Origin of the sequence: Marinicella meishanensis (genome assembly GCF_019931145.1) — a bacterium.
Classification (GTDB): domain Bacteria; phylum Pseudomonadota; class Gammaproteobacteria; order Xanthomonadales; family Marinicellaceae; genus Marinicella; species Marinicella meishanensis.
Genome location: NZ_JAIOUV010000007.1, coordinates 65281 through 77799, shown reverse-complemented (window position 1 = coordinate 77799; position 12519 = coordinate 65281). Strand labels below are relative to the sequence as shown.

11 protein-coding genes are annotated in these 12519 nt (G+C 52.4%); 8 read left to right on the top strand and 3 right to left on the bottom strand.

Translation table 11 applies throughout. From position 1 onward, the window contains the following. Window positions 1-3 precede the first annotated feature (3 nt). Window positions 4-831 carry a carboxylating nicotinate-nucleotide diphosphorylase gene (gene nadC / locus K7G70_RS12715; RefSeq protein ID WP_223789031.1) on the bottom strand — a complete coding sequence of 276 codons (828 nt, stop codon included), beginning with the start codon at window positions 829-831 and terminating at the stop codon, window positions 4-6. 80 nt (window positions 832-911) lie between these two features. On the opposite strand from nadC, the gene ribD reads away from it, so the two are divergent. The 5 genes from ribD to ribA are packed head-to-tail and all read left to right on the top strand — an operon-like array spanning window position 912 to window position 4832. Next, window positions 912-2039 (top strand): bifunctional diaminohydroxyphosphoribosylaminopyrimidine deaminase/5-amino-6-(5-phosphoribosylamino)uracil reductase RibD, encoded by a 1128-nt coding sequence (gene ribD / locus K7G70_RS12710; protein WP_223789030.1) that lies wholly within the window; start codon window positions 912-914, stop codon window positions 2037-2039. After that, window positions 2039-2656 (top strand): riboflavin synthase, encoded by a 618-nt coding sequence (locus tag K7G70_RS12705; RefSeq protein ID WP_223789029.1) that lies wholly within the window; start codon window positions 2039-2041, stop codon window positions 2654-2656. Before ribD ends, K7G70_RS12705 begins: the two co-directional genes overlap by 1 nt. 11 nt (window positions 2657-2667) lie before the next feature. After that, a complete protein-coding gene (gene ribB / locus K7G70_RS12700; protein ID WP_255590041.1) occupies window positions 2668-3780 on the top strand; it encodes a 3,4-dihydroxy-2-butanone-4-phosphate synthase in 1113 nt (370 codons plus the stop codon). 27 nt (window positions 3781-3807) lie between these two features. Further along, the gene (ribH, locus tag K7G70_RS12695; RefSeq protein ID WP_223789028.1) at window positions 3808-4251 is read left to right on the top strand and encodes a 6,7-dimethyl-8-ribityllumazine synthase; all 444 of its coding nucleotides are present in this window, start codon (window positions 3808-3810) and stop codon (window positions 4249-4251) included. Then, complete coding sequence (ribA, locus tag K7G70_RS12690) at window positions 4248-4832, top strand: GTP cyclohydrolase II (RefSeq protein ID WP_223789027.1); 585 nt, start codon at window positions 4248-4250, stop codon at window positions 4830-4832. The genes ribH and ribA overlap by 4 nt, the downstream gene beginning before the upstream one ends. A 6-nt stretch (window positions 4833-4838) precedes the next feature. Here ribA and K7G70_RS12685 read toward each other — a convergent pair whose 3' ends face one another. Continuing rightward, window positions 4839-6302, bottom strand: a complete 1464-nt coding sequence (locus K7G70_RS12685; protein WP_223789026.1) for an amidohydrolase family protein — start codon at window positions 6300-6302, stop codon at window positions 4839-4841. A 321-nt stretch (window positions 6303-6623) separates the two neighbouring features. Here K7G70_RS12685 and K7G70_RS12680 point away from each other — a divergent pair, with 321 nt between their 5' ends. Then, complete coding sequence (locus K7G70_RS12680; protein WP_223789025.1) at window positions 6624-7817, top strand: efflux RND transporter periplasmic adaptor subunit; 1194 nt, start codon at window positions 6624-6626, stop codon at window positions 7815-7817. A gap of 42 nt (window positions 7818-7859) precedes the next feature. After that, a complete protein-coding gene (locus K7G70_RS12675; protein ID WP_223789024.1) occupies window positions 7860-11012 on the top strand; it encodes an efflux RND transporter permease subunit in 3153 nt (1050 codons plus the stop codon). A 73-nt stretch (window positions 11013-11085) separates the two neighbouring features. On the opposite strand, the gene K7G70_RS12670 is transcribed toward K7G70_RS12675, so the two are convergent. Further along, window positions 11086-11664, bottom strand: coding sequence for a superoxide dismutase (locus K7G70_RS12670; RefSeq protein WP_223789023.1), 579 nt, complete (start codon window positions 11662-11664; stop codon window positions 11086-11088). Between the two features lie 140 nt (window positions 11665-11804). On the opposite strand from K7G70_RS12670, the gene K7G70_RS12665 reads away from it, so the two are divergent. Beyond that, window positions 11805-12344: a DUF924 family protein gene (locus K7G70_RS12665; RefSeq protein WP_223789192.1), complete on the top strand. Its 540-nt coding sequence runs from the start codon at window positions 11805-11807 to the stop codon at window positions 12342-12344. Window positions 12345-12519 lie beyond the last annotated feature (175 nt).

Here is a 12519-nt window from a genome sequence, read left to right as displayed (position 1 = left end):
CGCTTACACCACCAACAAGCTGTAATCCATGGCTTTCACCGAGTGGGTCAGGGCGCCAATCGAGACGAAATCCACACCGGTCAAGGAAATGCCTTCAATGGTTTCCAGGTTGACGTTGCCGGAAGCTTCCAGGTCGATTTTATCCGCCGTGATGCGCACCGCTTCGGCCATGGTTTCGTTGTCCATGTTATCCAGCATGATGCGGTCCACCGGACAGGTCAGGGCTTCGCGCAACTCGTCCAAATTGGTCACCTCCACCTCGATGGGCCGTTGGTGGTTGTCGTATTCCAGCAGCTTATTCACCGCCTGGGTGATGCCGCCGGCCGCCTTGATGTGGTTTTCTTTGAGCATGGCCATGTCATACAAACCATGGCGGTGGTTCATGCCGCCGCCCAACACAACCGCCCATTTGTCCAGCACCCTGAGGTTGGGGGCGGTTTTGCGGGTGTCGAGGATTTTGCATTTGCCTTGCGCTTTTTGCACAAATTGATTGGTCAAAGTGGCGATGCCACTCATCCGTTGTAACAGGTTCAGCGCCACCCGCTCGGCCCCCAGGACAGACAACACCGGACCTTCGATTGCGGCCACCACGGCGCGGTTTTCACAGCGTTCGCCATCTTTGAAGTTCAATTGTACATGGACCGATGAATCGAACAACAAAAAGGTCTCTTTGAACACCTCCAGTCCGGCGATGACCCCGGCTTGTTTGGCGATCAACTGGGCAGTGCAGAGTTGACTGGCTGGGAAAATGGCTTCACTGGTTAAATCACCGGTTTGGATGTCTTCCAACAAGGCTTGGGCGATGATGTGGCGGTAATTGACTGGGTTCATGGGTTTTTGACTCGCAGGCCTGCGGACAGGCTGGTAAAATGTGCGTTTGTTTAAAAGCAGTCATTATCTTTGACCCACCCATGAAGCACAAGAGTCGGCACCGCAAATACATGAAAAAAGCCCTCAAGTTGGCTGCCAAAGGTCTGTTCACCACCGGCGCCAATCCGCGGGTGGGCTGTGTCTTGGTTAAAGGCGACCAAATTGTGGCCCAAGCCTTTCACCAGCGGGTGGGAGAACCCCACGCCGAAGCCTTGGCTTTGCAGCAGGCTGGTGAACAAGCCGCTGGCGCCACCGCTTATGTGACCCTGGAGCCTTGCAGCCATCAGGGACGCAACCCGCCGTGTGCCGATGCCTTGATTCAAGCTGGGATCAAACGGGTGGTGGTGTGCAATGATGATCCCAATCCCCTGGTGGCTGGCGGCGGCTATGACAAACTGCAAGCGGCCGGCATCGAAGTGATCAAGGGGGTCTTGGCCAAACGAGGTCAAGCCTCGAATCGGGGGTTTTTTCACCGCATGCAAACCGGTTTGCCCTGGGTGCGCTGCAAATTGGCCCAATCCATTGATGGCCGCACGGCCATGGCCAGTGGCGAGAGTTTTTGGATCACCGGCGAGCCGGCCCGGGCCGATGGTCAATATTGGCGCGGGCGCAGTGGGGCCATCATCACCGGTATTGAAACGGTGTTACAAGACGATTGTCGATTGGATTTTCGCCCAGAAGATTTGCGCAAAAAACACCGCAAATGGTTGATCGACCAGCCGAATCAACCCCTGAGGGTGGTGGTGGACAGTCAGATGCGCCTGCCCTTGACTGCCAAAATCCTGCAACCACCCGGCCAAGTGATGCTGGTGGTGGCGCAAGAAGACTGTGATAAAGTCAAACAATTCAAGCAGTTGGGGGTCGATGTTCAAGTGATGCCTGCCATCGATGGCCGGGTCGATCTGTCACAATTGCTGGCCCATTTGGGCCACTTGGAAATCAATGAGGTGCTGGTGGAAGCCGGTGCCACCCTGGCCGGTGCCATGTTGCAACAGCAATTATTGGATGAACTGTTGATTTACACCGCGCCGGTGTTGATGGGTTCAAGTGGTCGTCCATTGCTGAAATTAAACATTGAAGAAATGGCCGACCGCCACCATATTCAAGTGATCTCCACAACCTCATTGGGACTCGATTGGCGCACACAGGCGTTGATCAAACACAAGTAATGTTCACAGGCATCATACAATCACTGGGCCAAGTGCTTGATCGGCAAGAAAAATCAGGCGACTTGTGGTTCCAGATCAAAACCCATTTCAGCCAACCAGAACGCATCAAACTGGGCGATTCCATCGCCATGGATGGGGTGTGTTTGACCGTCACTGCCATCGAAGGTGATGCCGTGGCGGTGGACGTGTCGGTGGAAACGGTCAATAAAACCACCGTGTCTCACTGGCAGCCAGGTTCCCACTTGAATTTGGAGCCGGCCATGACTTTGGAAGACCAGCTGGGTGGGCATTTGGTTTCGGGGCATGTGGATGCCATAGGCCAATGTCTGAGCCGCACTCCCAGCGCCCGTTCTGAAGTGTTTGAATTTGAAATTCCCGCCGCTTTAACACCCTATGTGGTGACCAAGGGGTCGATCACCATCAACGGCGTCAGCCTCACTGTCAACACCATCGATGATCAAGTGCTGACGGTCAATTTGGTGCCCCACACCATGAGCCACACCAACTTGGGCGGGCTTGAACCCGGTGACGCGGTCAACATCGAAGTTGACACCATTGCCCGTTATGTGGCGAAAATGCTGCAACCCCAATTCGCCCAAATCCTGCAACCATCCTGAACCATGCCATCATGAAAATAGCCCAACAAAACCAACCAATTGCTTTGAACAGCACTGAAGAACTGATTGCCGACATCAAAGCCGGCAAAATGGTCATCCTGATGGATGATGAAGACCGTGAAAATGAAGGTGATTTGGTGATTGCCGCCAATGCCATCACCCCGGAAGTGGTCAATTTCATGGCCAAACACGCCCGCGGCCTGTTGTGTCTGACTTTGATGCCAGAACAGTGCCAGCGACTGCAATTGCCGTTGATGGTGGATCACAACACCGCCCAATTGGCGACCAATTTCACCGTCTCCATCGATGCCGCTGAAGGCATCACCACCGGCATTTCGGCCTATGACCGCTACAAAACCATCATCGATGCCGTGCAAGTGGATGCCAAACCCAGTGATCTGGTGATGCCCGGACACATATTCCCGCTGATGGCACAACAAGGCGGGGTGTTGTCTCGCGCCGGTCACACCGAGGCCGGTTGTGACATCGCGCAATTGGCAGGCCGCACACCCGCGGCGGTGATCGTGGAAATCATGAATGACGATGGCAGCATGGCCAGGCGTGAAGACTTGATCGAATTTTCACAACAACATGACCTGAAAATCGGTACCATTGCGGACTTGATTGAATACCGCATGATGAACGAGACCACCGTCTCGGTGGTAGACGAGTTCAGCTTTGACACCCAATGGGGAGAGTTTCAAGTCAAGAAATTCACCGACCGCATCACCGACACCGAGCATTTGGCTTTTTACCTGGGTGAATTGCAACCCGAAAAATCGGTACCAGTGCGGGTCCAGTATGGCCACTTTTTCCGAGAATTGCGTGGCTTGGATTCGGCAGACAACTACTGGACGGCCCAACGGGCCATGCAAACCATTGCCCAGCATGGCAGCGGGGTGATGGTGGTGTTGAACGCCAATGAATCGGTACCCACCGACATCGAAGAAGCCGGTAAGCGCAAAAACAAAGGCACCTACGCTTATCAGAATGTCGGCATCGGCTCACAAATTTTGAAGGCCTTGAATGTCGGCAAAATGCAGTTGATGAGCCCTGAGATCCGCTTCCCGGCATTGTCGGGGTTTGGCTTGGAAATCACGGAATTCATCGATTACAAAAAATAACCGCACCGTGCGAGCACAGGAACACACATGAAAGTAGCCATCATCACCGCCCCGTTTTACCGCCACATCAATGACGGTTTGTTTCAAGGCGCGGTCAACTATTTGAACCAACAAAACATCGAATACGAACGGTATGATGTGCCGGGAGCGCTGGAAGTGCCATTGGCTTGCCAATACCTGGCCCAAACCAACCAATATGTGGCCATCGTGGCCCTGGGGGCGGTGATTCGAGGTGAAACGGCCCATTTTGATCACGTGTGTGAACAAAGTGCCCGTGGCATCATGAACGTGTCATTGGCCCACAACATCCCCATTGGCAATGGCATCATCACGGTAGAGAATGAAAAACAGGCCCTGGCCCGGTCCAGTGTTGATGAGTCCTTGGGCAAAGAAAACAAAGGCAAAGAAGCGGCCCAGGCCGCCGTGGCCTTGCTGCGCCTGCGCAAAGAAATTTCGGATCACGTCGGATGAGTGAAGCCATCGAATTCATCACCCAAGCCCAACTGCCCACCGCCTATGGTGAGTTCGTGGTGCATGTGTTTGAACACCAAGGGCAAGAACACTTGGTGTTGACCCACGGCACGCTTGGCACTGATGATGTGGTGTTGACCCGGGTCCATTCGGAATGCCTGACCGGTGACGGCTTGTTCAGTCTGCGCTGTGATTGTGGTCCGCAATTGGCCTATGCCATGGAACAAATCGCTCAGGCCCAACAGGGCATGATCATTTATTTGCGGCAAGAAGGGCGGGGCATTGGCTTGACTGAAAAAATCAAAGCCTATCACCTACAAGATCAAGGGCTGGATACGTTCGATGCGAATGTGCAACTGGGCCACCCCCCAGACAACCGCAATTACGACATGTTGGCCGGTGTGTTCCAGCATTTGGCTGTGACCCAAGTGCGCTTGATGACCAACAACCCCGACAAGATCAAATCCATTGAGTCACAGGGTGTGCAGGTGGTCGACCGGGTGCCGATCAAAGTCGGTCACAACCCCCACAATCAGTTTTACCTGAAAACCAAAAAGGACAAATTCCTGCACCTGGATTAAGGGCTGTTATCCCCAGCGCATCAAGTTCAAAAACTCACGGCGGGTTTTGGGCCCATAGGTTTGAAAATGCGGGGTGGGGTGGTTCAAATAATTTTGTTTGCTCATAGCCAGCTTGTCTTGTTGGATGAATTTTCCCACTTCGGCCGCACTGATTTGGTAGGGTTTGGTGGCATTGAGGCCAAAAATTTTGGCCCGGTCACTGGCGGTGATCGGGGCGTACCCGAATTGTTCCTGAAAGGCTTCTGAGATTTGGAACGTCCGGAAGGCTTGAATTTGGTCTTGTGGTGAGCCGTACCAAATGGAATCGGTGCCCCACAGGATATTCTCCACTCCCAAATGCTTGATCAGTTTGCCCATGGCATGGGCCGCCTGGTTGGGATCTCGCATCAAAAACCGCCAGGTGCTGCCCAGTTCTGCATACACATTGCCACCCGGCTTGATACCGTGTTTCAGCACCGAATGGATCAATGAATTGATGCCGCGGTTTTCACTGTCGGCGGTGTAGGCTTGTTCGGTGAAGCCGTGATCAAAGCCCGAATGGTAGATGATGAAATTCATATCCGGGAATTGTTTGGCCGCTGCGCCCACGTCATCACACAAACTGTGCTCAAACGATTTGGGACCAAAGGGGATGCCTTTGTGAATGCAGATGTTTTTGACGCCCAGTTTTTGGGCCTTCTCAATCATCGCCAGACCGACGTCATCGGTCAACCAGTAGCCAATGCCTTTTGGGCCGAACTGGGTGTAGGTTTTGAATGCCGCCACTTGCCATTCCTCGGCCAAGGCATCCATGCCTTCCAGATCACCGGGTTGATTTGGGTTGACCCGGCCATGCAACAACAAACGGTGATCACCTTCCATTTGGTCAATGATTTGACGCGTGGCATCGGCTTCTTGGATGGTCAAGGGTTCATTGTCAGGTGCCGAAGGCACGAAGGACAGGACCATGAGATCGGTGTCTGAATCCATGAACACGTCTTTGATGAATTCATCACTGCCCAAACATTGCAAATAACTGCGATTGCCGTCTTGGCCAGCCAAATCACATTGGGATTTGGGCATGAATGACAGGGGTTTGGCAGTGGGTGGTAATTTTTTCAGCCAGTCACCGTTGGGGTTCACAAAATGACCTTGCACATCAAATATGAATTCTTGTCCGTCCACTTCAGTGGCAGCCAGGTCACCTTCGGTGGCTGCATCGGCAGACAGTGCATAGTGGCCTCCGGTCAAACCATGGCGGGCAAATGCCGAGTTGAAGGCCAACAAAGTGGCGGCGGCACCGCAACTGGATTTGAGGAAAGTGCGCCTGGGTTGGTTCAACTTTTTGGCCAGCTCGGTGGCTTGCTGGTGGGCCAACAAGTTGGCTTCGGTTTGCGGTTGGGCCAAGGGAATGGGGGCAAATTCACCGTTGCTGGTGCTGTCGAGTTTGATTGGCAGGTTGCGGTTGTCTTGGTCTTGGGGGGCGGCCATGGTGTGTCTCCGGTATTGCGGTCTATTCACTATAACCCATCTGCGTCACGGGGGGATAGGCCATTGGTCAGGGTTGCTTGAGAAACCGTGACTTATGGCCTACGAAAAATGCGGTAATGGGTGACTTACAGCCCATGAATCAACCGAACTGTTCATGCTCAAATAATAAATAGTAGACGATGTGGGCAGGCGTTAATCAGTCTTTCAATTCAAGTTAAAACGGCTTATGTGCCAAAAGTACTGATTTGTGAATTGATTGTAACTATCTCCATCTTCCCGCGTTACTCAGCCAATCAACCTTCATAAATAAGAGGAAAAGTCGTGAAAACATTTGTCAAAATTCTTGCACCTGTCTTGGTATTGGTGATCAGTGTTTACGTGGTCCAAGCGTTGGCGGCCGCCAAGCCAGAACCTGAAAAGAAAGAGCCCACCCAGCGGCTGATTTCCCTGTATGTTGACGAAGTGAAAAGCGAAGTCATCACCCCCGATGTTGAAACCCAAGGCGAAGTTCGGCCCAAAACCGAAATTGATTTGATTTCCAGGGTTACTGGCCACGTGGTCAGCATTGCTGATTCATTTGCCGAAGGGGCGCAGTTTGAGCCTGAGTCAACTTTGATCAAAATCGACGACACCGATTACAAAGTGGCGGTGGTGCGGGCCGAAGCCGAAGTAGCGGCTGCCAAAGTCAATCTGGAACGCGAATTGGCCAATGCCGAAATGAAAAAAGACACCTGGCTGCAAAAGAATGGCAACGTCAAACCGACCGAATTTGCTTTGAACAAGCCTCAGGTCGAAGACGCCAAAGCCCAATTGCGGGCGGCCCAAGCCAATTTGAAAGAAGCCCAATTGAATGTGGCCCGAACCGAAATCAAAGTGCCATTCAAAGGCCGCGTGGTCAACCGCTTGGTCGGTGTGGGTCAGTACATCACCGCTGGAACCCAGCTGGGTAAGGTGTTTTCCGTGGATGCCGTTGAAGTGCGTTTGCCACTGACCGATATTCAGTTGACTGAGTTGGATTTGCCGATGGGTTTCATGGCTGAAAATGGTGCTGGCCCTGCGGTGGAATTCACTTCTCACATGGGCCGCTCCAAACACAGCTGGCAAGGCAGAATCACCCGCATCAATGCCTCATTTGATCAAGAAACCCGCTTGGTATACGCCATCGCTGAAGTGCAAGATCCTTATGGCGCTGGCGCCGATTTCGGGGTGCCATTTGCGGTTGGCATGTTTGTCCAGGCCAACATCGAAGGGGTTGAATCCATTCAAGCCATGGTGATTCCACGGGACGCCTTGCGCAACGCCGACAAAGTGTATGTGGTGGATGCCGAGAACAAATTGGACATCCGTTCGGTGGAAGTGATTTCCACTTCCAAAGAGCAGGTGTTGCTCAGCGGTGGTGTGAGTGTGGGTGAAAAGGTGGCGGTGTCCACCTTACCCAATGCGGCCCAAGGCATGTTGGTGGAGCCAATGGTCAAAGGCCAGGCCGCCAGTAATGAATCTTTGGCTCAACTTTAACAGCGCACAGACCAGTGAAGAACAAGAGAGCGAGGTAACAGCATGAATCGATTGATAGCCTGGTGGGCAAAAAATTCAGTGGCTGCGAATTTGGTGATGATCGGCATATTTGTCGCTGGCTTCATCCAGTTCAGCCAAATGGAACGCGAAATGGATCCACAAGTCAGGTTCCCTGGCTTACAAATCAGCGTGGCCTGGCCAGGTGCTTCGCCACAAGACGTGGAAGAACAGTTGGTGGCCCGAATCGAAGAATCGGTCAGCGACATGGATGCCATCGAATGGGTGCGGTCGTCATCCCGTGAGGGCATAGGTCAGGTGTACATCCTGGCTGAACAACAGGTTGATTTCAATCAGTTCATGAATGACGTGAAAATCCGTGTTGATTCGATTTCGTCGTTCCCCACTGACATGGAACAACCAATTGTGCAGCAATGGGTCAACCGCGATGAATTCATCCGCATCGCCGTTCATGGTGACATGACCGAGCGCGAGTTGAAGCGCTTGGCCGAAACCTTGCGCCGTGAGGTGGCCCAATTACCGGCCATCACGGTGGTGCAATTGTTCGGTACCCGCAACGAAGAAATTTCCATTGAGGTAGGTGAAGACGCCTTGCAACGGTATGGCCTGACCTTCTCTGATGTGGCCACCGCGATCCGCAATTCTTCGATGAACCAATCATCCGGTACGGTCAGAACCGAAGTCGGTACTTATCAACTGAAAGTTCGCAGCCAAGCCGACACCGAAGCCGATTTTGCCAACATCATCATCAAAGAAACCAATGACGGTGGTGTCATTCGGGTGGGTGATGTGGCCACCGTTATTGACGGCTTTGAAGACAACCCGATTTTGGCCACCTTGAATGGTGAACCTGGGGTGTTGATTCAGGTGATGACCACCGAAATCATGGACATTGTGACCGCTTCACAATCGGTGCGCAAATGGATTGCTGAACGACAAGACACCTTGCCACATGGTGCCAAACTGACTTTGTGGAATGACCAAGCCGAAGACTTCAAAGGCCGCATGGAAACCATTGGCTCATCAGCTTTCATGGGCTTGATCCTGGTGTTGGCCATTTTGATGTTGACCTTGCGCCCCAGGGTGGCGCTGTGGGTGGCTGTGGGCATTGCCACGGCCTATGCCGGTGCCTTTGTGTTCCTGCCAACGGTTGGCGTTTCTTTGAACATGTTGTCGACCTTTGCCTTCCTGCTGGTGCTGGGTATTGTGGTGGATGACGCCATCGTGGTCGGTGAAGGCATCCATTCCGAATCAACCCGTCTGGGTGGTGGTACCAAGTCCGCCATCTCCGGCGCCCAGCTGGTGTCCAAACCGGTGATCTTTGGGGTCTTGACCACCATCATGGCTTTCATGCCGTGGCTGTTTTTGGGTGGCTCGACCAGTGAGTTCACCCGCCACATCACCTGGGTGGTGATTTTGGCCCTGACATTCTCCTTGATTGAGTCCTTGCTGATTTTGCCGGCTCACTTGTCGACCATGAAACCGCGCAAAGACCAAAACCGCTTGGGTCGCATGCAAAAAGCGGTGTCGCAAAGCATCATCAACTTTGCCCATAACCACTATCGCAAGATCGGTGAGTTTGCCTTGCGCAACCGCTACTTGACCACCAGCTTTTTTATTGGCCTGTTGGTCATCGGTTTTGGCATGTTCGGCAATGGTTTGGTGAAGAAAAGTTTCATGCCTGACATTGAGTCCGATGAAATCATCGTCAATGTGGTGTTGCCAGAAGGGGCGCCGTACAGTCGGGCCCTGGAAATTTTGGCGCAGTTGCAAGCGGCCGAAAAACAATTGGAAGATGAAGTCAACGAAATGACCGATGGTCAAGGCGGCTTGATTGAAAATTGGTACACCCGTTCCAGACGCGACAGCGTGATCGCCATTGTGAAGCTGACCCCGCCGGAATCGCGACCTGAAGCGGTACAGAGCATGTCGGCCAAAGACGCCTCGGTGCGCTTGCGTGAGTTGATGGGGGATGTGCCGGATGCCAAAGAGGTGTCGGTGCAATACACCCAAGGCAACAATGATCCTGGCTTTGAGCTGTCCATCAGACACCCCGACCTGGATGTGTTGCGGGCGGCCACCAATGAACTGGAAGACCAGTTGCGCACCTATGAAAGTTTGTATGATGTGCGCAACAACCTGGAAGGGGCTTCGGAAGAAATTCGCCTGACCCTGAAGCCAGGTGCCACCAAATTGGGCCTGTCGTTGGCAGAAATCAACCGACAGGTGAGACAAGCTTATTTTGGCGAAGAAGTGCAACGGGTGCCCAGAAACGGACAAGATGTGCGGGTCAAAGTGCGTTATCCGGTGGAGTCCAGACGCTCCATTGAATCCTTGAATAACTTCTTTGTGCGCACCACCGATGGTCGTGAAGTGCCTTTGATGGCGGTGGCTGATCTGGAATATGCCCCTGGCATCAAGAGCATCCAACGCTGGAATGGTAACCGCGCTGCCCGCATCAGTGCGGATTTGAAAGACGATGTCAGGAGTGACATCAACAAAGACCTGGAAGAAAATTTCTACCCAGCCTGGGAAGCCAAGTATCCAGGCATCATCCGTGGCTCGGTGGGCCAGGCTGAAGGTGAGGCCCGTTTCATCAAAGAAGTGATGGGTTTGTATTTCATGGCATTCTTTGCCATGTACACCTTGTTGGCAGTGGCGTTCAAGAGTTACTCGCAACCCATATTGATCCTGATCGCCATCCCATTTGCATTCGTGGGCGCCGTCGTCGGTCACGCGGCTTTGGACATGACCATGGCCATCTTCTCCTACTTTGGCATCGCCGCTGCTGCTGGGGTGGTGGTCAACGACAACCTGGTGTTGATGGATTATTGCAACAAGCTCAGGGAAAAGGGCATGGATGCGAAAGAAGCCATCGTGGAAGCCGGGGTGTTGCGCTTCAGACCGATTCTGCTGACTTCGGTGACGACCATTGTGGGCTTGATGCCGATGATGCTGGAACGGTCAATTCAAGCAGCCTTCTTGCAACCCATTGTGGTGTCACTGGCCTTTGGGGTGTTCATGGCCTTCTTTGTGACCTTGTTGATGGTGCCATCGCTGTATGGCATTGGCATTGACATCAAGACTGGTGCGCGCAAGTTGTTCCGTCGCCGCAAAAAAGACGACCAAAATGACGAGTCAGGTTCTGATGAACCCAGCATCACCGTGGTGAATTGATCGGGCTTGGTCTTGACCCAAAAAAACCGCAGCCAATAAGCTGCGGTTTTTTTGGGCGAATATGGAATCGCGTTTATTTCAAGTTGTTGGCCACAAAGTCCCAGTTGACGATGTTCCAGAAGTTTTTCAAGTAGCCGCCACGGTCGTTGCGGGTGTCCACATAATAAGCATGCTCCCACACATCACAGGTCAACAAAGGGTGCAAGCCATCGGTCATGGGGTTGCCCGCATTGGCGGTGCTGACGATTTGCAAAGCGCCTGATTGATCCTGTACCAACCAAGCCCAGCCGGAACCGAAAGTGGTCATGGCGCATTGGTTGAACTGTTCCACAAAGGCATCAAAGCTGCCAAATGCGTCGTTGATTTTGTCCGCCAAGGCACCGCTGGGTTGACCACCACCGTTGGGTGAAAAGCCATTGAAGTAAAAGGTGTGGTTCCAAATTTGAGCCGCATTGTTGAACACGCCACCAGATGATTTCAGGATGATTTCTTCCAACGACAAGCCGGCAAATTCACTGTCTTTGACCAAGTTGTTGAGGTTGTTGACATAGGCGTTGTGGTGTTTGCCGTGGTGATAATTCAAAGTTTCCTCAGAAATGTGGGGTTCCAATGCATTGTTGGCATAGGGTAATTGGGGTAATTCAAATGACATGTGCAAATTCCTATTGTAAAGTGAGATAAAAAGTTCCAGCCTTTCATATGTGGTCCACCTGGCACATTTAAAGGTTCGGTTTATATTTTTAGTGGCAATGTATGGATCGACCACATGTTAGGAGATTGGGTGTGAAAGAGATGTCAGCGGTGTTGTCATTCTGGTTTGCAGAAATTGACGCCAAACAATGGTGGGTCAAAGACCCTGAATTTGATCGCTTGATCGAACTGCGATTTGCAGATTTGTACCAGCGGGCCATTCGCAATGAATTGTATCAATGGCGCGCAACGCCGCCAGGTCGCTTGGCCGAAATCATTGTTTTGGACCAATTCCCAAGGAACATGTTCCGTGGTCAGGCTGCGGCATTTGCCCACGATGACCTGGCAGTGTCATTGACTCAGGCGGCCATTGACACCGGTGCCGACCAAGCCTTGTTGACCCAACCGGCCAGGCTGGCCTTCATGTACATGCCGTTGATGCACAGTGAATCGGCCTTGATTCATACGCAAGCGGTGGCCATGTTCAGCCAACCAGGTTTGGAGTCAAACCTGGACTTCGAACTTAAGCACCAGGCCATTATTGATCGCTTTGGTCGTTACCCCCATCGCAACGCCATTTTGGGCCGCCAATCAACCCAGGAAGAATTGGCGTTCCTGCAACTACCTGGGTCCAGTTTTTGAGTCATTGATTGACAAAAATTGTTGCTCAAGCAATCGAATGTCAGACATTTGTGCCGTGAAGTAAAACTTTGTTAATTTTCTTCGCCAACATCCCTTCCTGCAGCGAACAGGCCCATTTACCTATTCAATCGGACCCCATTTACGCGTATAATTTCGGCTCTTTTTTTAACCACGG